Below are 21944 nucleotides of genomic sequence, written 5' to 3' on the forward strand. Positions count from 1 at the left end.
AGTGTGGTGTATGGGCTGATTATAAGGCGAAACCATCGTAAGATGGCGGCCCTTGAAAAGATTACATACCACCTGACAAGGAGTCAGACAGTCAGGTAAGTCATTGATTTTTTAAGCGGCCTTTGAGGTTTTGATCCGCTCGGTGATTGAGTCTACATTCAGAATGATCAAGGCCCCTTCTTTCTCTCCGATAGGAACCGAGACTATTTCTTTAATATCGTCCTGGAATTGGCTCTGGATTTTCTGAGTTAATAGCGAAGGCACTTTAAATTTTTTGTCTTCATCAATCGCCAGAATGCTTTCAAGCGCATCGACAACCAGGCCAAATCTTTCATTATTTTTTTCAAAAATAAGCACCTTTGTCTCAGAATTCACTTCATGATTTTGCGGCATTTGATAAAGCATGCGAGTGTCGATAATTGTCACCAGGCTTGACCTTAAATTCAGCATCCCCTTCACATAGTGAGGCATGCCCGGTGCATTGAGAATATCGTCCGAATAATTAATAATTTCTTTGATGTCTTTAATGGAAATTCCAAATAAATGATCAAGTCTGAAAGAGATATATGATTGGCGGTTTCTGTTTTTAAGAGTATTCTGTAGAGCTTCATTCTGATACATTTTGCTATGCCCTTCAGTCACTTCCATGACTTCGTGATTACTCAGAATGTCCTGGTGTGAAAGCAGGAACACTTCGCCGATATCCTGAAAAGTTATACATCCTTGAAACATCGTCGTCCTGTCTTTGTTAAGAACCGGTACGGCCATGACTTCTTTTTCATAATAACTATTGATGCATTCAACTGAATCGACAGCTAACCCAATGAGCTCTTTTTCCATCTTCAGAATAATAATTCTTTGATCTTCTATATCACTGGTATCGTTTTCATTAACTTTAATCTTTAAGATCTTGGCAAAACTCACTACGGGAATCGTGCGTCCACGAAGATTGATGATCCCCAGGAAAATGTCACTTTGAATACTCGATGGCCTGATCTCTGGCACTTTCACAATCTCGTGAATTTTAGAAATTTCAATGGCCATCTTAATTTCCTGAACACAAAAAGAAATACATTTGTGTCTTTGATCAATGCGAATATCTTCTTTTTGTTTCTGGGTAATTTTTTGCTGTTGAAGGATTTGAGGTATATTTTCAATTGTAATCAAAGCTTCCGTATCGATGATTTGCAGGATTCTATCACCATTATCAAGCTTGATTCCTCCTCGAATGATTTTGTGAGATTTTTCAGAAACATACCCAAAATAACTTATATGCTCTTCAGGAACGCGCAGGATTTCGCTGGTTGAATCAAAAACCAATCCGACTTTTGCACTTTCAATTTCAACGATGGCCACTTTTTGAGAACTATTAACTTCCACGTCCGGGTATTTTAAAAGTGCTTTAAGATTAACGATGGGAATGATCATCCCACGAAGATTAAAAACACCTAAAAGAAAATCCGGCGCGAGCGGCATCGGTATAATTCTTTCCGGAAAATTCACAACTTCCTGAACGGATTTTACATCAATGGCCATCTCCGTTTTATCGAGATGAAAAGATGTATAAATATTTGTAGATGATTGTTTCATAACTGTCCCGTCAGCTTGATTTTAATTCATGATAATTTATTTCTTCCAATACAGAGAATTCCACTTCCCCGGAGGTGCAATTGACAGTTATTCGACTGCCAGTATTAGACCCCATCATCTCGCCTTTAATTTTAAAGCCGTGACATGCGAGGTACTTATAGGCCGCTTCAGCATTAAACTGTCCTACTTGAGAACGGTTTGACTTAAACAACTTATTCATCATATTGCCACCGCCGGCAATATAGACATCGATTTCTTTAATGTTTTCTTTTTTGATTCCCATCACTTTCATCAAAGATAAAATGGCCTGATTGACATACTTGCCCCCGGGCAAGTGAGCTTCCGTTTCTGTCTCTGGTAAAAAACAGTGGGCCAATCCACAAATATCTTTTTCTTTCCAGACAAAAGCGATCCCCACGCATGAGCCGAGTATTGCCCGAAGAGTGTCTCCACTCCTTCCCGTCTTTACTTCAGCAATTTTGACATGAATCTCGTTCATTTTGCCTTATGCCTTTTTGGGCAGTTTATATACGCATGCAGATTTAAACTCGTATGGAGTATCAAGCCTGTTAAGCGACTCCGACTCTCCAATCATGAGAGTTCCTTCTTCCTTTAAACTCTTCGCCACATTTTTTAAGACTTTTTCCTGGTCTTCCCCAGTGAAATAAATCAAAACATTTCTTAAAAAAATAATGTCAAACATCTCTTTTTTTACGGTGAAAAGATTGTGCGGCTGGAATTGCACTCTTTTTTTAATCTCACCCGATACATCAAAAAGTTTATCCTCTTTTTTTATGAAGTATTTTTCAAACAACTCAGGCTGACTTCTTCTCATGAATTCAATCGACTTCTCGGCATAGGTACCAGCAGTCGCTTCTTGAAGCATATCGCTGGAGATATCACTTCCCATAATTTTGAAATCAAAAGAAGGGTTTTTAAGCTTGAACTCGTTGCAGGAAATCGCAATGCTGTAAGCTTCTTCACCTGAAGAAGATGCAGCAGACCAGATTTTTAAAACGCCATTGGGATTATTTTTAAACCACTCAGGAAGAAACTCTTTTTGAAAGTGCTCCCAAACTCTTGGTGTCCTGAAGAAAAAAGTTTCATTAGTTGTCATGATATTAATGAAATTCTGGGTCTCAGCTGGAGTTTTATCCAGATAGTCCATATAAGCATCATAAGAGCCAATATTGAGTTCACGCATACGTCTGCGCATACGACTTTGCAGCATTGTCTTTTTCTGCTCATTCATCGAAATGCCCGTGAGCATATAAACTTTTTTAATAACCCGGCCAATTGTGACCGGGCCCATATCTTCAAGTAGATTTAAAGCTTCTGACATAATTTTACTTCGTTAAACTTTCGATTGTTTGGTTAAGATCATCAATTCCGACAGAAAGCATCTTTGTCGCGGTTGCAATAGACTCAGAGGCAATCGCCGACTTTTCAGTCTCGTCAGCAACCTGCTGGATCGCTGAGCTTACTTCTCTCGCGGTTAATAACTGCTCTTCTGTTGCACTTGAAATTTCAGAAATCGACTGAGTTGTTTTATTAACACCAGCAACGATTTTTTCAAAGGCCTGTCCCGCTTGTTTTGAAATCTCACTTCCCTGAGACACTCTCTTAGAAGACTCGTTAATCAGCTTTGAAATCTCTTTTGTCGCTTGCGAAGACCTTTCCGCCAGCTTTCTCACTTCATCAGCTACAACCGAGAATCCCAACCCATGCTCCCCGGCCCTCGCCGCTTCAATGGCAGCGTTAAAAGCAAGTAAGTTTGTTTGCGACGCGATTTCACTGATAACTTTAACGATCTCACTGATATCTTCTGAGGATTTACTAATAAGGTCCATTGCTTCAATGGCCTTAGCAATCGCCTTTGTCCCAACTTCAGCTTCTGCATAAGTGGCCTTAGCGACACCATCTGCGTTTTTTGTGTTTTGAGCGATCGAATTGATCGAAGCTGTCAGCTCCTCTACAGAGGCGTTCATTTCTTCAGTCGTTGCCCCAAGCGCCTGTGCTCCTCTCGCCACATTATTAGCTTTTTCTGTCACGTCTTTTAATTCAGATGCACTTTTTGCAAAGTCTTCTGACATTCTTTGGATCGACTCTTCCTTTTCCACCTGGGCCGTAATGTCAGTTGCAAATTTTACAACTTTATAAGGTTTTCCGTTCATATCGAAAACTGGGTTGTAAGTCGCAAGAATCCAAATATTCTTTCCACTCTTTCCCAAGCGTTTATAACGTCCAGAATCGAATTCCCCACGACCTAATTTGTCCCAGAATAAAGCATATTGACTTGTTCCAGTGTAAGAAGGATCACAGAAAATGCGGTGATGCTTGCCTTTAATTTCATCCATCGTATAACCAAGAGTCTTAAGGAAGTTTTCGTTGGCCACAATAACACTTCCATCAAGATTGAACTCAATCACTGCCTGAGCCCTGCCGATTGCTTTAATCTTTCCTTCGAAGTCAGCATTAGCTAATTTAGCAGCTGTGACATCTGTCGCAAACTTTACTACTTTATATGGGCGCCCGCTGGCATCGAAAATCGGGTTGTAAGATGCATTGATCCAGATTTCTTTTCCACCTTTTCCAAAACGCTTGTACTCACCTACATCGTATTCACCACGCGCTAGTTTTTCCCAGAATGCTTTATATTCTGCACTCGCTGCATATTCTGGTTCACAAAACATTCTATGGTGCTTGCCTTTAATTTCATCAAGCGAATAGCCTACTGCACCCGTAAAGTTTTCGTTGGCCTTAATGATAGTCCCATCAAGATTAAATTCAATCACTGCCTGAACGCGGTTAATAGCATTCGTTTTGCCTTCGTAATCAGATGTTTGCATTTTTTCGACAGTCACATCTATACCAAAAACCATAACTTTATATGGTTTCCCTTTTTCATCTAAAACTGGAGTATAAGTCGCCCTAATCCAGGCTTCTTTTCCACCTTTTCCAAAGCGTCTGAATTCACCGCTCTCTGATTCTCCACGGCTTAACTTATCCCAAAATTGCTTATAGGCTAAACTTCCAGCGTATCCTTCTTCACAAAAAATGCGATGGTGTTTACCTTTAAGCTCTTCGAGTGTGTATCCTGACGGTTTCAAGAAAATATCGTTGGCATTAAGGATGACCCCATTAAGATCATACTCAATAATCGCTTGTGCTTTGTTAAGAGCATTGTAAATGTGGATTGATTCTTCTTCACTCTGAAATGTGTCTTTTTTCTTTACTGCTTCCATGTAGTCTCCCGAAGATGTGGTCTATATGTGTTTCAATTAATTTCCCAAATTAATTTTTTCGCAAATTTCATATCGAATAAGCAGTAATAAACTTAATCAATTTAAAAATGCTCGTATGACTTATTGCTTTGAGTTCTTTAATGAACTAAAAAAGTCTTATCTCGTAACATTTTAAAACATATGGGAAAAATTCGATGCTGAATAAAAAGTAAAGACTAATTGAGGAAAATTAAATTTTACTTTAAGAAGATATTAAGGATTCCGACTAAAAAATTTTTTCATTATTTAAGAGGTAAAAATTCTTTTAACCTCTTACTAATCTTCTACTCAAGATCATCAAATAATTTCTTTAAGAATCATTTTTGATATAAAAAATTGTGACAATTTCAAACTCAATCACCAAAACTAAAAAGAACTTTTAGAAAATTAGACATGAAGCTCGGCAATTTTTTCATATGCCAGTAAAGTTCTAACTCAGGACAAATAAGGAAGAAAAGTCCTCAAATTATCCGACAAAAACAATTCGAAATCTTTAGATACCTTCGCAATTCAAGTCACTTCAAAGGCCAGCTTTAAGATTTTCAGTAATTTACTTTTTACTTATAAATTAATTCTCTTAATATTACGAACAGACACCATCTAACGATTCTCTCTCTAAGGATGGTACATGAAAAAATCGCTCAATTTTAGATTATTGGCCTGGGCCGCTGCCAGTATCTTTGTAGTCTCTATCGCTCTTACTGCTTACAGTGCTTACTCTCTTCAAAATGAACTTTTCGAAAAAGCTGAACTTGAATCAAAGAAGTACGCTGAAGATGTTGCATCTGAAATTGAATTCAAAATTTCACAGGCCTTCGAAGTGACTCGTTCATTTGCCAGAAACCTTGCGCAGACAAAAGATAAAAATCACCCTCTAAAAGTGACACGAGAAGAAGTCATAGAAATGATGAAAGCTCAATTCCTGGCAAATCCTACAATTTTTGGATTCAACACTGGTTGGGAACCAAATGCTTTTGATGGGAAAGACGCTGAGTACGCAGGCAAAGTCCCTTACGATGCTTCAGGAAGATTCGTTCCTTACATGACGAGAAAATCTTCTAATGAAATTTTACTGGAAGCACTGGTTGACTACGATAAAGAAGGGCCAGGTGACTACTATCAATTGCCTAAAAAAATGCAGAAAGATGTTATTATTGCCCCTTACGCTTACCCGGTTAATGGCAAAACGGTTCTACTTATTACTCTTGCCTCTCCCGTTATTAGCGGTGGCAAATTCTACGGAGAAGTTGGTTCAGATGTTGACCTGACTTTCTTCCAGACTTTAACTGATACAAAAAACCTTCCGAAAGGATCGCGCATCATCATCTACGATAAGGCCGGATCAATCATTGGATTTACTGGAGATGAAAGCAGACTGCTAAAAAATATCTTCACTGAGAAGATTGATAATTATGTCCCATATACGGCATCACGCCTTCAGGATAAAAACAAACACATCATTCTTGATGAACACAACATGAGTATTTTGACCGAAATCGACATGAATAACGAATCATGGTTTATTGAAGTGACCATTCCTAAAACGGCCATCGTTGGTCCAATCTATAAACAAGTAGGAATTCTGTCTGCTATCGGTTTAACTCTGGCCTTTTCAGCTCTACTTATCGGTTACTTCTTGATTGGAAAAATCACCGGAAAAATCATTGTCCTTGCCGATCGCTTAAAAGAGTCTGCAGATGTCACAAGAAATGGAAGTAACACTGTAAAAGATGCTTCTTTCCAGGTTTCAAGCGCCACTCAGGAGCAGGCTTCAGCTATTCAGGAAACAGCGACAACTCTTGAAGAGATTAGTGCCATGGTTGTTAAAAGTGTGGACAACGCTAAAAACTCTTCTGAGCAGGCTAATAACAGTTTTGAAATCGCCACTGAAGGAAAGCGCACAGTAGAACAAATGCGCCAGTCAATGGATGATATCAGAAAAAGTAATCATGACATCGTTCTTCAAATCGAAAACAGTAATAAAGAAATCGAAGGAATTATCCGCGTTATCCAGGATATTTCTGAAAAGACAAAAGTTATCAACGATATCGTTTTCCAGACAAAACTTCTGTCTTTCAACGCTTCTGTTGAAGCGGCCCGTGCCGGAGATATGGGGAAAGGCTTTGCCGTTGTTGCGGAAGAAGTTGGTAACCTGGCCGCAATGAGTGGTAACTCTTCTAAAGAGATCAATGAACTTTTAGAGAAGTCTATTTCCAGCGTATCTGGAATCATCGCTGAAACAAAGAAGCGCGTAGAGACTCTAGTGCATGAAGGAAAGGCCAAAGTAGACCACGGGACAAAAGTAGCAGAAAGATGCGAAGAGATCCTGGATCAGATCGTTCACAACGTTTCATCAGTAAAACATCTGATGGGTGATGTGACTGTTGCTGCTGAAGAGCAGTCTAAAGGTGTAAAAAATATTTCAGATGCTATGAACATGCTGGATATCACTACTCAGGACAATACGAAGACAGTTCATCAAACTGCCAACCAGTCAGAGCTTCTATTTAAAGAAGCTGACAACTTGTCTGACATTATCCTAATGCTTGAAGAAGAAGTTTACGGATCTAAGAATAAAGCTGCTTAATAAAGAAAGGGGCAGAGAGGAAACTCTCTGCCTTATTCTGCGATCATGACTCCGCCAATCATCATATCCATTGCACAACCAAATTTAATCTCGCCTTTTTGAAGTGCTGCTACTTTAACTGTCACTTCTTTATCTAATGGAAGATCCACTTTTAACTTCTGAGAAGGAACTGTGATTTCTCTGGCACAAGTGGCATTGGTCTTTCTAGTGATCTTTAATGTCACCGGCTCACCCGCTTTTACTTTTAGAGAGCTTGGCTCATACCCTTTTTCAGTCACCAGCATCTTGTATTCCTTGGCAAAGGCACTCGTGCTTAAAAGTGAAAGAGCTAAAATCAAAGTTTTCATGTTTACTCCTGTTGTATTGATTACCAAAAAGATTATACGCCAAGGCTTTCAAAAACGTGACAACTCTTAATAAAAGAGATTGACGCTCCGATACTATAAAAGATGAAAACCCTAATTACATACTCAATCATTTTTATCAACTTTTTCTCCCAATCTGCCTTTGCAGGTTCAAACCCTGTCTCTGAAAAAGTCACGGGAAAAACCAAGGTTGTCTCTTATGACTACAACGATGATAAAAAAATCGACCTGATTGAAACCTATGAAAGTGGTGAGCTGGTAAAAAAAGAGCAGGACCTCGACTTCGACGGAGTGATGGATGAAACTCGCGAGATTAAAGCCTATGTCAGTGACACTGAACCGGTAGAGACCATCACGAGAAAAGATCGAAAACTAAAAGTTTACCGCAATGAAAAGTTAAAACTCTTTATCACCACCACTGAGATTGATACCGATGGTGATGGCAAATACGATAAAACAATTACCGATCATGAAGCTATTGGACAAAAAAAAGGCGAAGCTTGTGATCCTACCATCTCCCCTTTTCTCAACGCTGCAACGGTGCTTGAAGCAGATATCACCAAGGCGATGGGGAAACTTAACAATGGTTTTATTAAGACAGATTTTGGTTACAAAATCCACCAATCCTGCTTTAGCAGTTGGGGAGTAAAAACCTTTTCGTCTATTATGTCTCAATCCATGGGGCAAGGCCTTAGTTGTTTAAGCGATCTTGCCCAAAAAAATACCAAGGCCAATCCTAAGGCCCCCAATGGTGCTCTCAACAATCTTATGGGACTAAAAAGATTAATTGAAAAAGACCACGTCAGTATCGTCTGTAATGAAGCTGGATACGACTGGAAAGGAACGGCGGGGCATGCTTCTACTTCTAAAGAAGATAAAATCACTAATCCGAAAGCAAACCACCCCTTTATTTCACTCTCGCCTGCTTATCCGAAAAAACCAGGAAAAGGGACAGAGGAAGAAGTGGCCGAACTTACAAAAACAATCTTTCATGAACAGCTTCACAACTTAGGAATCCGCCACGGCGAAGGAATCGAATACCCATACTCATGTGAGACATGTTGCCTTCCAACCAAAGATGATTCTAAAGAAGCCGTCACTGCCGCTTGCAAAATTTGCTCTGGTCAATATGAGTCCAATAAGGCCGGTGCAGAAAGCTATGTAAAAGATGCTGTTGTCTGGGGTGAAGTCACTTACAACAGCAACCAGTCACTTAAGGCCGTTGTTAATTACATTAAAGAGAATCCAAAAAGCCAAAGCGGGATCATTCTCTTTGCCCGTGCTAATGCAGGGATCATGGCCCCTGTTGGAACAGAGATGGCAAAAATCCTAAAATCAAAGTTCCCAAAACTTTCTAAAGATGAGCAAACTAACCTTGATATGGCCCTGCAATATAAAGACTCGGCCCACATCAGTGCCCAAGCAAGTAAGGCCCGGGTATTAGCTGAAGCTAATATCGCTCTTTACTATGACAATGATCCGGCCAAAGCTTTAAGCGTGTTAGAGAGTAATAAAGCGATCTTAAAGAGCATTGTGGCCCAGTCAAAAAAGAAGCCTGCCAATACAGCTGAAAAGTATACTTTCCAACAGATGTTTACCGACAGCAAGAAAGCTTTAGTAGACATTTGGCTACAGAACTACCCGAAAAATGTAGACGATGCCAAGAGTGATAAGGCCTACACAATTCTTAAAGAAGTGGGTCTCATTTAATTGTCAGAAAGCCTCTTCAGGCGTTATACTGCTTCTAACAACTCTAGAAGCAGGTCTCTATGGCATCCCCTAAGAAAAAAACTCTCGCCCTTATTGCTCACGATGGAAAAAAAGCTGACATGATCGGCTTTGTAAAAGATAACATTGAATTCCTAAAAACATTTAATCTCGTCGCTACTTCTACAACTGGAAAGATGGTGATGCAGACTGGTCTTAAAGTAAAACGTTACTTATCTGGACCATTAGGTGGTGATGCTCAAATCACTGCTTTAGTGGCAACTGGAAAATGCCATGCTGTGATTTTTATGCGCGATCCACTAGGAATGCACCCACATGAACCGGATATCTCTTCACTTCTAAGAATTTGTGAAGTTCACGATGTTCCGCTAGCAACGAACCTTTCTTCAGCTCAATTAATTGTAAAAGGCCTACATAAAAATCTTTTAAAAGAATAATTATGATTGTTGTTGATTCAGTTTCTAAAACTTACAGTGCAAAACACGGAGCAACTAAAGCTCTGGATAATATCAGCTTCAATGTCAAAAGCGGTGAAGTCTACGGTCTTATCGGTTTATCAGGAGCGGGAAAATCAACAGCGCTTAGAACCCTCAACCTGCTTGAAGTCCCTACCAGCGGACACATCTTCCTGGAAGGTGTTGACCTGGTAAAAAAGAATGCTGGCGAACTTCGCTTGGTCAGACAAAAAGTAGGAATGATTTTTCAACACTTCAACTTACTTGCCAATAGAACTGTCGCCGACAACGTCGCTCTTCCTCTGGAAATTGCCGGCTGGAAAAAAAGTGATATTGAAAAACGCGTTTTAGAATGTCTTGATCTTGTAGGTCTCAGAGAGAAAAAGGACGCCTACCCCGCCCTTTTATCAGGCGGACAAAAACAAAGAGTGGCCATCGCCAGAAGCATTGCCAATCACCCAAAAGTTCTTCTTGCCGACGAACCAACCAGTGCTCTTGACCCTTTAACGAAAGGGGAAATCCTGGATTGTTTAATCGACTTAAATAAAAAATTAAATCTTACCATCGTTATTGCAACTCACGAGATGACCGTTGTTAAAAGGCTTTGTCATCGCGTTTCGCTTTTTAAAGATGGAAAGATTCAGGAAACGTTAGAAGTTAAAAATGGTTTAATCTCTCCGGAGACTGAATACGGTAAAGCACTAGTAAGGGATTTCTAATGGAAAATATCATCTCACTTTTGCCTGAATTGCAAAAAGCCGTTCTGGAAACTTTTTATATGTTGGTTCTCGGTCTCACGACTTCTACCCTCTTTGGTGGTGTAATCGGGATTTACTTATACCTATGGAAACAAGAGCGCCTGCTAAAAAATAACACTCTTCATTTTATCGTTGGTGGATTAGTTAACATTGTCCGCTCATTTCCTTTTGTTATCTTAATGATCGCCGCAGGTCCTCTGGCCCGCGTAGTGGTTGGAACGACAATCGGTCCAATTGCAGCCACTGTTCCTCTTTCAATCGCTGGTATCGCTTATTTTGCCAGATTAGTCGAACTTGCCCTGCTGGAAGTTCCTCGTGGGACGATTGAAGCTGCCCAATCAATGGGGGCCACTCTCCCTAAAATCGTGTTTAGTGTGCTTTTAAGAGAAGCAAGATCTCCACTTATTTTAGGGTTCACTACTTTAACGATCAGCTACCTTTCATACTCTGCTGCTGCCGGAATTATCGGAGGCGGTGGTGTTGGAGACCTGGCGATTCGTTACGGATACTACCGCTTTCAGACAGACATTATGATTGTTACTGTTTTGGGACTGGTTCTTTTTGTTCAAATTATTCAAATGATCGGAAACTATATTTCACGAAAATTAGATAAACGTTAGGAGTTAGTGATGAAGAAATTGTTACTTTTGTCTTTAATGAGTTTATTAAGTGTCACACCTGCAATGAGCGCCACTGAAAAAGTTATTGGTGCCACAGTTGGTGACTTTGCTGAATTATCCAGAGAGAGCTTAAAACCTCTTTTGGAAAAGAAAGGATTTAAAATCCGCGTTGTGGAGTTTACTGACTATGTTCAACCCAACATCGCTTTGGCCGAAGGGTCACTCGACTTAAATATTTTTCAGCACAAACCATATCTTGATCAATTTGCAAAAGAGAAGGGCCTGGAGCTGACTCCCGTTGCTCAAGTTCCAACGGCACCTCTGGGAATTTACCCTGGAAAATTAAAGCAGCTCTCTGAAGTAAAAAATGGCAGCACAGTCGCTATGCCAAATGACCCGACAAACCTGGCACGCGCTCTTTTAATCTTAGCTGATTTAAAATGGATTGAACTTCCAGCGAAATTCGACCCGTTTAAAATTGCACCGAAAGACATTGTAAAAAATCCAAAGAACATCAAGATTGTTCAACTTGAAGCGGCCCAAATTCCAAGGGCCACTCAAGATGTAGACTTCGCGATCATCAATGGTAACTATGTAGTTAGCTCAGGTATGTCGCTAACTTCAAAACTAATGGCCGAAAAAAGTGACGCTTATGTAAACTGGGCCGTCGTGAGAACTAAGGATCTTAACAGTGACTTTGCTAAAGCTGTTAAAGAAGCATTGAATTCAAAAGAATTTCAAACTTATGCCAAGAACAAATTTAAAGGTTATAAATATCCATCATCATGGAAGTAAGAAAGGCCTTCGCAAGAGGGCCTTTTTTGTAAGGAAAAGATTGAAATCTCCCCTCACCTAATGCTTCAACTGCGCTATCCTATGAGAGGTCTTTTTTAAGAAAAAGAAAAAACAACTCGGAGGTTTTTCATGCGTAAACTTATGCTTCTTTCTCTTGCTCTTATCAGCTTCAACGCTTTTGCTGAAGCGCCATCTGTAAAAATCACTTCATATGTTTATATCAATCAAGAACGTAAAGTGGCTGAGCTTTGTGGTGTTGTTTCAAACGCTACAACAACTCCAACATTCGTTCAAATCACTGTCGATGAAACAAGCAAACGTCCGGCAACTTACAATACATGGGCCGGAGCTGACGGAAAATTCTGTTCAGTAGTTGTTTCTTACTACGGTACAGCTATCGCGAAAGCACAATAATTTGATTGCCGTTATTGCAGGATCAACAGGGCTCACAGGGGCCCTGCTTTTATCCAAACTTCTTAAAGACCAGGCCATAACAAAAGTGATTGCTGTCACTAGAAGACCTCTCGATTTCACTCACACTAAATTAAAAAATATTCTCGTCTCAGACTTTGCCGATCTGATGAATCGCAAAGATGAACTCAAAGGTGAACTATATTTTTGCTGTTTGGGGACCACGATTAAAATCGCCGGCACACAAGAGAATTTTAGAAAAGTAGACTTTGATGCCGTTGTTAATTTTGGAAGGCTTGCTGAGTATCATAAGTCTCAATCACTGGTGGTGATTTCTGCAGCAGGTGCTAATCCTCACTCTTCTATCTTCTACAATAAAGTTAAAGGTGAAGCTGAAGAAGCCCTTTTAAAACTTTCTTTAAACCGTTTGATCCTACTGAGACCAGGTCTTTTGATAGGTGAGAGAAAAGCTCACCGTCCTCTGGAGAAGGCGACAATCAAACTAACCCAAGTTCTCTCAAGTATACTTCCGGAAAGAATTGAAAAAAGCTTCGCTACCACTATTGAAGCCCTGAGCGAAAGAATGTTAAAAGAAGGAAAGAATACGGCCAACAAAATTAAGATCATCAATGCCGTTGATATTTAAATTATGCTGAAACAATCCTTCACTCTGCTTTTGCTTTTTTCTCTTTCATCATGCGCCCTTTTAAGCCCGAACCCAATTCGTCAAAATGAACATTTAAGTGAAAGTCCAGTTCTGGTTCCTTTTACAACGGATTACTGTTCTGAATGGCCTGATGGCAAAAAAGAAAATCCGGACCAATGGGCGGGCTGTTGCTTTACTCATGACCTTCATTATTGGATTGGTGGCACAGACGATGAGAGAGAAAATTCTGACCAAAAACTAAAAGAATGTGTGAAAATGTCTGGCTCATCATTGAGTGCTTTTTTAATGTACATTGGAGTGCGTTTTGGCGGACGCCCTGGAGATGCCTCTTATTCATGGGGCTACGGTTGGACTAAAGGCCGTCAATACACTCCGATCAGCAAAGAAGAAGCAGAAAAAGCACGCGGACTTCTGCTGAAATCCGAGCGCAACAAAAATGAAAAAGAAAAAAAATTGATTGATGACTTTGTTAAAAATTCTCTCGATGTCAAAATCCAGAACGAAGAATCTTAGTGCCCACCTAAGTAAGCACTCTTAACTTCCGGACTATCTTGAAGCTCTTTTCCAGTTCCTTCAATACGAACTACACCCTGCTCTAAAACGTAGGCGCGGTCAGCAAGCTGAAGTGCGCGGTAAGCAAGCTGTTCAACTAAAAGAATAGATGTCGTTCTCGTTTCTTTGATTCTTCCAACAACGTTGAAAACTTCATCAATAATAACCGGAGCAAGCCCCATTGATGGCTCATCTAAAATAAGAATCTTTGGTTTTAACATCAAAGCTCTTCCGATTGCCAGCATCTGCTGCTCTCCACCTGACATTGTTCCCGCCTGTTGATTCTGGCGGTCTCTTAGTTTTGGGAAGATATTAAAAACCTCTTCAATCGTTTGATTGATTTCGCTCTTCTTCTCTTTTTTAAAGCGCAGGAAGGCCCCCAGAAGAAGGTTATCCATTACACTTTGTTGCCCGAAAATCTTTCTGGCCTCTGGGCAATGAGCGAGCCCCATTTTCACGCGGTCATGAGCACTGATTCCCGAAAGGTCCTTTCCGTCGATTGAAATACTTCCCTGGTCGATATCAACCAGACCTGAAATAGCTCTAAGAAGCGACGTTTTCCCTGAACCGTTTGAACCAATCAGAGACACCAGCTCTCCTGGTTTTAATTCGATGGACACACCTCTAACAGCTTTTATCCCACCGTAACTTACACCAACATTATCTACCTTAAGCATGGCTTGCCCCTTCAGACCCTAAGTACGCTTTAACAACGTTTGGATCTTTTTGAACGTCTAAAGGTTTCCCTTCAGCAATTTTCTTTCCGAAATCTAGTACTGTAATTTCATCCGAGATTTTCATCATCATATCCATATGATGCTCAATCAGAAGAACAGCGATTCCCGCAGCTTTAATCTTTAAAATAATTTCATTGAACTCGTTGATTTCCAGAGTCGTTAGTCCAGCTGCTGGCTCATCAAGAAGAATCAGTTTTGGTCTTAGGGCCATTGCACGGGCAATTTCCAGACGTCTTGACTGACCATAAGCTAAGTTTTTCGCTTGTTCATTGGCAAGGTTATCAAGGCCTACAAATTCAAGCAGGCGGTAAGCTTCAATTTGTTTTTGCTCTTCTTCGCGGGCGACTGAAGGAAGTCCAAGAAGAACGGCAAAGAAAGAAGACTTATAATGTTTATGTAAACCAACTTGAACGTTTTCTAAAACAGTCAGGTCACCAAAGAGCTGAAGGTTTTGGAATGTTCTGGCGATTCCCATCTCTGCTCTTTCATGGGGCTTTAGTTTACCGATTGATTTACCAAAAGCATTGACGTCACCAGTTGTCTGGTTATAGAGACCAGTTATAACGTTAACAGTTGTCGACTTTCCAGAACCATTTGGACCCATTAGTCCGTGGATTGATCCTGGTTTTACTTTTAGATCAAGTTGGTTAACCGCCACCAGACCACCAAAGCGCATCTCTACTTTATCTAGCGATAAAGGAGTGTGATCATCTTCACACTTTTCAATCTGGAATTCGATTTTCGATTTATCACTTGCCGTGAAAACCGGAAGCCTTTTAGCAAAAAGGTTCGGGAAGAATTTCTTCATTAATCCCGCAAGACCATTTGGCAGGAAGAAAAGAGTTAAAAGAAGTAAAAGGCCAAACACCATCAGACGGTAGTCTTTAAACCATGTGAATAGGTCTGGAAGAATTACAACCAGGGCCATCCCAATCACGTTACCAAAAGTTGAGCGAACTCCACCGAAGATAAGGGCCATTAGAGCAAGAACTGAGAAGTCCATGCTGAATGTGTTGGGAGCAATGTAGCTATCCAAGTGAGAAAAAAGTGCGCCGGCAAGACCAGCGATACAGGCCGACATAATAAAGGCCGTAAGTTTATAACGTACTTTTGAAATCCCAGAGCTTTCAGCGGCAATCGGGCTGAACTTAATCGCCTCAAATGCTCTCCCCCAAAAACTTTTTGAAAGGTTGCTCTTAAAGTACATAACGAGAAGAAGAAACGGATAAACCAACCATATAAATTTGTTGTCGTTAAAAGATGTGCCAAAAAACTTTAAAGGGGCCATTTGAATCCCTTTAGTTCCATTGGTTAAAGTTTCTTGCTCGTTAATGAAAGTGTAAATGATAAGCCCGTAAGCAATAGTTGTTACGGCCAGGTATGGACCCGAAGTTCTAAGCGACGGGAAACCAAGAAGGAAACCGAAGAATCCGGTGACAATCACAGAAGCTATAAGCGCGGGGAAAAATGGCCACTCTAAAAAGAGAGTCATCGTTGAGCCCATGTTGGCCGCCGCTGTTGAGTTAAGAACACCCATCGTGTAAGCACCAACTGCAAAAAGGCCTGCGTGACCGATAGAAATGTCTCCGATGTATCCGACAACCAGGTCAAGAGATACAACGAGAATAGTGTAAATAAAGATTCGTCCTAAGATACTGTGAACGTAGTATTCGTTTTGAACCCACAACGGCAATGTGAAAGGAACAAGAATCAAAAGAAGCTGAAGGAGTTTAATGGTTCTCTGCGAACCTGTCAGTTGTGCTTTTTCCATTTCGACTACACCTTCTTGATGATCTTTTTCCCAAACAATCCGTTTGGTTTAAATAAAATAACAATGATTAAGAAAATAAATCCTGGCATCTCTTTATATCCTGTCGAGATGTATCTCGCCGTGAAGGCTTCAGAAATTCCAAGAATCAATCCTCCGACTAACGGACCAAAACCTGATTCAAGACCACCAATGATGGAAACTGAATAAGCTTTAATCCCTAAAACCGTTCCCATTGAAGCGGAAACGAAAGTGAGTGGAGCAACTAAAAGACCGGCGATGGCAGCAATACAGGCAGACATCATGAAAGAGACAGTGATCACAAACTTCTCAGGAATTCCCATTAAGCTTGCTGTCGCTTTATCTTCACTCACTGCCTGGATCGCTTTACCGTAAATTGTTCTGCGTTTAAAGATTTCCACTCCACAAACAATTCCCAGAGAGACAATAACAATTAAAATCTCCTGAGCGTAAACCCCGATTCCACCAAATCTTAAAATGTCATCTCCTAATGGAGAGAGCATTTTATAATCCCCTGTCGACCAAAGCTGCTCTACACCGTTTTTCATAATGATCCCCATCGCGAGGGTCGCAAGAATCCAGGTGTATTCTGACTTAAATTTTAAAGAAGGTTCAACGGCACTCTTGTGCACTAGTGCACCCGAGAGCATTCCCATCAGTAAAACGGCAATAAGTGGAACGATGAAAGGGATACCAGAGTGCTGGCCGCTTTGCATGTTCACATAAAGGATGTAGCCCACAACACCTCCGAGCATGACAATTTGCCCGAGAGAGAAGTTAATGGTTTTTGAAGTAGAGAACGTCAGGTTGTATCCAAATGCAATCAGGGCATAGATCATGCCCTGAATTGAACCTGAAATTAAAAGTTGTAGAACTTCAGTCATTTTTTATTTTTCCGATGAAATGATTTTTCCGTCTTGAACCATACCAAGAAGAACATTAGCTTCTTTTACCGCTTCGTGATCTGTTGATGAATACGGCTTTGTGTATGTTCCAGTTAGTCCTTCATAAGTAGCATTTAGGTTTTCAAGAGCTTCTCTGATTTTTGGTCCTTCAGTGGTTCCAGCTTGCTCGATTGCAAGTTTTAGAAGGTAAACTGAATCGTATCCTTGAGCAGCTGAAACTGCTGAAGAGATTGGAGATTCTTTAAACTTATCTGCATAAGTCTTAAGGAAAGTTTGTTGCTTTGGTGAAGTCGCACTAGATTCAATGAATGTTTGTGGCATCATTGTTCCGTTTCCGTTTTTACCAGCATTTGTTGTGTAGTTTGACATAGAAAGAGTCCATGATCCGATCATTGGAACTTTCCATGAAATTCTATCCATTGAGTTAGAAACAGCTGCTAACTCAGGCCCGATTCCGTAAGCAAGGATAACGTCTGCACCAGCAGCTTTTGCTTCTTGAAGTTGAGCTGTCATGTCAGTGTCTTTAATTTTGAATTTACCAACGTAAACTGGCTTTACACCAGCAGCAGCAAGGGCCGCTTCCATTTTTTCACGTCCATTTTGTCCGTAGTTAGTGTCATCACAAAGTAGAGCTGGTTTTTTAGCTCCTCTTTTTAGTGCCTGGTTAACAATAACTTTTGACTGAACATCGTCACCAGCTGCAAGTCTGAAAATATAGTTTTCAGGATTTGTAGCGAAGAATTCATTTACCTTTGCTCCAGCAGCAAGGTTGATAATTTGAGGGATTTTCTTTTGTTGTGTGTACTGAGTTGAAGCATTCGCTACACCTGTGTTAGCAGGTCCAAGAACTGCGACAACATTTTCTTTATCAAGAAGCTCTTGCATGATTTGTCCACCACGCTCGTTTTTTGCTTCATCATCACGGTCGATCATAACGATTTTTTTACCAAGAACACCGCCAGCAGCGTTGATCTCTTCAATCGCGATCTTTACACCGTTTCTCATTGAAACACCCATCGGTGCAGATCCACCTGAGAATGGTCCATAAACACCAATTTTAATCTCGTCTGATTTTTTGTTACAACCAAACATGGTAGCTAAGCAAAGTAGCCCCACTAAAATAACATTACGCTTCATCGGTTACACTCCTTGTGAATTAATAAGGAAAAGAGAAAGAACTAATAAAAGTCTAAAGAAGCTGACAGTATTTGAACAGAATTTTTTTAAATCTCGTAATCTTCAAAACTACGTTTGATGATGTCTGTTGCAAGAGTAATGAAGGCACTAAGTTTTGGCGTCACGAATCTCTGTGCTGGATAAACAAAGTGAATCGGAGTTAAGTGTGATCTCCACTCTGGTAAAATCCTTATAAGCTTATTGGACTTTACCTCTTGATAACAATAATAGGTAGGAAGAAAAACAATACCATCATCCATCAAGGCCATTTTTTTTAAAGCAAACATATCGTTAATAAGGATGCGGCCTGGTATAGGAACATTTAGAGAACCTTTAGCACTTGCCATCTTCCATTCATCCACACCAACAGGTGTGAACTGAAGACAGCTATGATTGCGAAGCTCACGTGGATGAGTCGGCGTTCCTTTTGTCTTTAAGTATTTTGGTGACGCAAACGGAGCAAAGTAAAGAGTCCCAATTCTTTTGGCAATCAAACTGGAATCTTTAAGCTCTCCTGCGCGAATCGCAAGATCAACATTTTCGCTAAGCAAGTCTACTCTTCTATCAGTTAAGAGAACTTCAATGCGCGCCTTAGGGTATTTTTTAATGTATTGAGAAACAATGCCAGGAAGGATACTGCTTCCCAATTCATTAGGTGCAGTAATGCGCAAGAGTCCTTGAGGCTCACCTTGGACAGCAGCGATTTCTGATTCAGCGGCCTTGATTTCTTCTAGTCCTTGAATACATCTTTTGAAATAGGCCTGCCCTGCCGGAGTGATATTTAACTTTCTGGTCGTTCTTTGAATCAGTGTTACTCCCAATCTCTTTTCAAGATTAGAGACTTTTGCACTTACCGTTGAGTTGGGCATGCCCAGCTTTTTAGCCGCCTGACTAAAGCTTCCCTCTTGTACTACGCTGATAAATATCGCTACTTCATTGAAATCCATGAAAAAGATTATACATTAGGCTGAATTATAATTCCAGTTATTCCTATCTAATAAAATATCTCAATCTCCGATAAAGTAGACACAAGAGAGAAACAAACCTCACATACAAAAAGGAGACTATATGAATACTTACAACATCGACCCTTCTCACTCTTCAGCTAACTTTTCTATTAAGCATATGATGATCGCTAAAGTTCACGGTGGATTTGAAAAAATGAGCGGCAAGTTTCAATACGACGCAGCTAATTTGGGCAACTCGTCTGTCGACGTAATCATTGAAGCTGCAAGCATTAATACTCGCGAAGCACAAAGAGATGCTCACTTAAAAAGTGCAGACTTTTTTGATGTGGAAAAATACCCAACGATTACTTTTAAATCGACTCGCTTTGAAAAATCAGGTGGGGATTTAAAAATCATCGGAGACCTGACTATCCACGGTGTAACAAATACTGTCACTCTGGAAGTCGATGGCCCGACAGAAGAATTAAAAGACCCATGGGGAAATGCTAAAGTTGGCGCGAGCGCAACCGCTAAGATTAAACGCAAAGACTTCGGTTTGACCTGGAATGCGGCCTTAGAAGCTGGCGGATTACTCGTCGGAGACGATGTGAGTATTTCGATTGACGTGCAATTTGTAAAAGCAGTTTAAGAAAAAACTCCAGCAAGGTTTAAATGTGTACACCTTCGAACACAAAACCTTGCTGGAGCCTGACGGATTTCGAATTGAACTCGGAGTAGTTTATAAATTCAATTCTTTGCTCTCTGATGGCCTTCGCCATTGATTCAAAATTAAGTTCACAATCAATCATGGTCTTCCACGAATTGATTTGCTTAGGATGATGAAAATCTGAACTGGCAATCATGGGAAGACCACTTTCAAACACTTCATCAAAAAAATGTGCACCACTTGCCACTTCCCAGGCGTCGAATTTATCGCGCAAATTTTCGCGGTTATCCCAAAGATGGAAAGTCTGATGTTCTACCACCCTTGTAGACACGGGATGGGCAGCAATAGAGACAGCACCTTGTTTTTTGATTTCATCCAATAGTTCAATAATCGTTCTGTCGGCCGGCACATACTCTTTAATACCTAAAGCAAGAACATGGGCCGAGCGCTTAAAGAACAGTGAGTTTTTAGTGAACTCTACACCTGGTATCACCAGCATCCCATACATCTCCATCGCCCTCTTAGCTTCAAGTTCGATTTCTTTTAAGTATGAGTTAAAGGTTTCTTTTGTCAGGGTTTTATCCAGGAAATTAGATGCTTTCCCTAAAAAAGATTCCTCTTCACAAAGATGGTCCGTGATCGCAATGATCTTGAACTTACGTTTGCCATACAAGTCGACAATTTCAGGGATGGTTAGCTTCCCATCACTGTATGTCGAATGAATGTGCAAATCTGTCATCTTCATTGACTAAAGATTGCGAGAAAAACTCTGTCTTGTCTCGTTAAGATTCAGTCAACTCGTTCCTGATAAAATCTTAATAAAAAAGCCCCGGACGAATCCGGGACCTTATTTAAAATGTCTATCGCAGACTAAAGATGACCAGGGCCTTTTGACTGTGAAGTTGATGATTTAGTGCTTGATGATGTTGCATTTTTTCCACCGGCCGAAGAAGCAAACATTGAGTCGTCTGCTCTTTTAACTCTGATTTCATTTTTTACATCATCTACGCCTGAAAGGTTTTCAATGGCCATTTCAGCGGCACGTTTAATTTCTTTACTTTCAACAGTACCTGAAAGTGTCACGCAGGCCTCTTCGACTTTCACTTCAATATCGCTTGCATCAATTCTTGGGTTTCTTGCCAGAGTTTCACAAACTTCTTCTTTGATGCGATCGTCAGAGCGTTTGTAACCTTTTGGCCCTTTTCCTGTAAAGCTTGAATGTCTCATACCACCTTGTGAATCGTAATCATGCTCGTGCTCAGACCCCACCCACCCAGGTTGCAACTGACGGCCCACACCTGAGTTGTATTGGTAGCGGTCGTATTCACTAGCTCCATGATGGGCCCATGAATCCATGCTTGATGGATAACCAAATCTTTCTGAGGACGAACGTGATCTTTCTAATGCATTAAAACGATCGGTGTTTCTATCAAAAGGTCTGTCCCACGATCTTTCTCTATCCTGACCTCTATCAGCGCTATCGCGCTCTAACGATCTTCCGTAAGATGATCTATCATCGTCTAGTGATGAAAATCTTGATGGACTTCTGTTGCGGTCATTTGTCTCATGTGAATCATAAGTAGAACTCATTCCTCTTTGGTGTCTGTCTGGACGATTGTAAGTAGCTCCATCCAGGTCATAATCTGTGTCTCTGAAGCTTGGTGCCCTTCCGGCCTCATAAGCATCGTCTCCCCACGAACCAGTTGTGCCTGAGTAGTTTGCTCTGTTTTTATTGCGGTATTGTCCATTTGTTTCGTACTCTTGGTCTTGATCATAATTTTGTCCATATGATGAAGTTGAATTGAATTGGTTTCCTCTTTGTCTGTTAAGTGATGACGTACTGGCGTTCCTAGTGGGTTGTTGTCCTTGGTGTCTACGGTTCATAATAGTCCTCCATGTTTTAAGTTCTAC

At 40.6% G+C, this 21944-nt stretch carries 22 protein-coding genes; 10 read left to right on the forward strand and 12 right to left on the reverse strand.

Annotated features, from left to right (window positions below):
• Window positions 1-111 precede the first annotated feature (111 nt).
• The 4 genes from C0V70_RS14180 to C0V70_RS14195 are packed head-to-tail and all read right to left on the reverse strand — an operon-like array spanning window position 112 to window position 4835.
• Window positions 112-1590 (reverse strand): chemotaxis protein CheW, encoded by a 1479-nt coding sequence (locus C0V70_RS14180; protein WP_102244521.1) that lies wholly within the window; start codon window positions 1588-1590, stop codon window positions 112-114.
• Window positions 1591-1600: 10 nt separating this feature from the next.
• Entirely contained in the window at window positions 1601-2089 is a 489-nt protein-coding gene (locus C0V70_RS14185) for a chemotaxis protein CheD (RefSeq protein WP_102244522.1), read from the reverse strand.
• Between the two features lie 6 nt (window positions 2090-2095).
• Window positions 2096-2932: a CheR family methyltransferase gene (locus tag C0V70_RS14190; RefSeq protein ID WP_102244523.1), complete on the reverse strand. Its 837-nt coding sequence runs from the start codon at window positions 2930-2932 to the stop codon at window positions 2096-2098.
• A gap of 4 nt (window positions 2933-2936) precedes the next feature.
• Window positions 2937-4835 (reverse strand): methyl-accepting chemotaxis protein, encoded by a 1899-nt coding sequence (locus C0V70_RS14195; protein ID WP_102244524.1) that lies wholly within the window; start codon window positions 4833-4835, stop codon window positions 2937-2939.
• Between the two features lie 667 nt (window positions 4836-5502).
• Here C0V70_RS14195 and C0V70_RS14200 point away from each other — a divergent pair.
• Complete coding sequence (locus tag C0V70_RS14200; RefSeq protein WP_102244525.1) at window positions 5503-7461, forward strand: methyl-accepting chemotaxis protein; 1959 nt, start codon at window positions 5503-5505, stop codon at window positions 7459-7461.
• A gap of 32 nt (window positions 7462-7493) precedes the next feature.
• Here the strand turns inward: C0V70_RS14200 and C0V70_RS14205 are convergent, their stop codons facing one another.
• On the reverse strand, window positions 7494-7808 hold the full coding sequence (locus C0V70_RS14205) for a cupredoxin domain-containing protein (protein WP_102244526.1): 315 nt from the start codon (window positions 7806-7808) through the stop codon (window positions 7494-7496).
• A gap of 102 nt (window positions 7809-7910) precedes the next feature.
• Here C0V70_RS14205 and C0V70_RS14210 point away from each other — a divergent pair, with 102 nt between their 5' ends.
• The 8 genes from C0V70_RS14210 (at window position 7911) to C0V70_RS14245 (ending at window position 13773) form a co-directional block, all read left to right on the forward strand.
• Complete coding sequence (locus C0V70_RS14210) at window positions 7911-9536, forward strand: hypothetical protein (protein WP_102244527.1); 1626 nt, start codon at window positions 7911-7913, stop codon at window positions 9534-9536.
• Between the two features lie 59 nt (window positions 9537-9595).
• Entirely contained in the window at window positions 9596-9991 is a 396-nt protein-coding gene (locus tag C0V70_RS14215) for a methylglyoxal synthase (protein WP_102244528.1), read from the forward strand.
• A gap of 2 nt (window positions 9992-9993) precedes the next feature.
• Window positions 9994-10728 carry a methionine ABC transporter ATP-binding protein gene (locus tag C0V70_RS14220; protein ID WP_102244529.1) on the forward strand — a complete coding sequence of 245 codons (735 nt, stop codon included), beginning with the start codon at window positions 9994-9996 and terminating at the stop codon, window positions 10726-10728.
• Window positions 10728-11387, forward strand: a complete 660-nt coding sequence (locus C0V70_RS14225; RefSeq protein ID WP_102244530.1) for a methionine ABC transporter permease — start codon at window positions 10728-10730, stop codon at window positions 11385-11387. The genes C0V70_RS14220 and C0V70_RS14225 overlap by 1 nt, the downstream gene beginning before the upstream one ends.
• 9 nt (window positions 11388-11396) lie before the next feature.
• Window positions 11397-12182 (forward strand): MetQ/NlpA family ABC transporter substrate-binding protein, encoded by a 786-nt coding sequence (locus C0V70_RS14230; RefSeq protein WP_102244531.1) that lies wholly within the window; start codon window positions 11397-11399, stop codon window positions 12180-12182.
• 129 nt (window positions 12183-12311) lie between these two features.
• Window positions 12312-12596, forward strand: coding sequence for a fimbrial biogenesis chaperone (locus tag C0V70_RS14235; protein WP_102244532.1), 285 nt, complete (start codon window positions 12312-12314; stop codon window positions 12594-12596).
• Window position 12597: 1 nt separating this feature from the next.
• Window positions 12598-13239 (forward strand): Rossmann-fold NAD(P)-binding domain-containing protein, encoded by a 642-nt coding sequence (locus C0V70_RS14240; RefSeq protein WP_102244533.1) that lies wholly within the window; start codon window positions 12598-12600, stop codon window positions 13237-13239.
• A 3-nt stretch (window positions 13240-13242) separates the two neighbouring features.
• Window positions 13243-13773: a hypothetical protein gene (locus C0V70_RS14245; protein WP_102244534.1), complete on the forward strand. Its 531-nt coding sequence runs from the start codon at window positions 13243-13245 to the stop codon at window positions 13771-13773.
• On the opposite strand, the gene C0V70_RS14250 is transcribed toward C0V70_RS14245, so the two are convergent.
• The 5 genes from C0V70_RS14250 to C0V70_RS14270 all read right to left on the reverse strand — a co-directional run bounded on the left by C0V70_RS14250 (window position 13770) and on the right by C0V70_RS14270 (window position 19366).
• Window positions 13770-14489, reverse strand: coding sequence for an ABC transporter ATP-binding protein (locus tag C0V70_RS14250; RefSeq protein ID WP_102244535.1), 720 nt, complete (start codon window positions 14487-14489; stop codon window positions 13770-13772). The genes C0V70_RS14245 and C0V70_RS14250 overlap by 4 nt on opposite strands.
• Complete coding sequence (locus tag C0V70_RS14255) at window positions 14482-16320, reverse strand: branched-chain amino acid ABC transporter ATP-binding protein/permease (RefSeq protein ID WP_102244536.1); 1839 nt, start codon at window positions 16318-16320, stop codon at window positions 14482-14484. Before C0V70_RS14255 ends, C0V70_RS14250 begins: the two co-directional genes overlap by 8 nt.
• A gap of 5 nt (window positions 16321-16325) precedes the next feature.
• Window positions 16326-17222, reverse strand: coding sequence for a branched-chain amino acid ABC transporter permease (locus C0V70_RS14260; RefSeq protein WP_102244537.1), 897 nt, complete (start codon window positions 17220-17222; stop codon window positions 16326-16328).
• Between the two features lie 3 nt (window positions 17223-17225).
• Window positions 17226-18380 carry an ABC transporter substrate-binding protein gene (locus C0V70_RS14265; protein WP_102244538.1) on the reverse strand — a complete coding sequence of 385 codons (1155 nt, stop codon included), beginning with the start codon at window positions 18378-18380 and terminating at the stop codon, window positions 17226-17228.
• A gap of 86 nt (window positions 18381-18466) precedes the next feature.
• Window positions 18467-19366: a LysR family transcriptional regulator gene (locus tag C0V70_RS14270; protein ID WP_102244539.1), complete on the reverse strand. Its 900-nt coding sequence runs from the start codon at window positions 19364-19366 to the stop codon at window positions 18467-18469.
• A gap of 121 nt (window positions 19367-19487) precedes the next feature.
• On the opposite strand from C0V70_RS14270, the gene C0V70_RS14275 reads away from it, so the two are divergent.
• Window positions 19488-20015 carry a YceI family protein gene (locus C0V70_RS14275; protein WP_102244540.1) on the forward strand — a complete coding sequence of 176 codons (528 nt, stop codon included), beginning with the start codon at window positions 19488-19490 and terminating at the stop codon, window positions 20013-20015.
• Window positions 20016-20034: 19 nt separating this feature from the next.
• Here C0V70_RS14275 and C0V70_RS14280 read toward each other — a convergent pair whose 3' ends face one another.
• Both C0V70_RS14280 and C0V70_RS14285 read right to left on the reverse strand, forming a co-directional pair.
• Window positions 20035-20772 (reverse strand): PHP domain-containing protein, encoded by a 738-nt coding sequence (locus C0V70_RS14280; protein ID WP_133566596.1) that lies wholly within the window; start codon window positions 20770-20772, stop codon window positions 20035-20037.
• 131 nt (window positions 20773-20903) lie between these two features.
• A complete protein-coding gene (locus tag C0V70_RS14285) occupies window positions 20904-21917 on the reverse strand; it encodes a BON domain-containing protein (protein ID WP_102244542.1) in 1014 nt (337 codons plus the stop codon).
• Between the last annotated feature and the right edge of the window lie 27 nt (window positions 21918-21944).

Origin of the sequence: Bacteriovorax stolpii (assembly GCF_002872415.1) — a bacterium.
Taxonomy (GTDB): Bacteria; Bdellovibrionota; Bacteriovoracia; order Bacteriovoracales; family Bacteriovoracaceae; genus Bacteriovorax; species Bacteriovorax stolpii.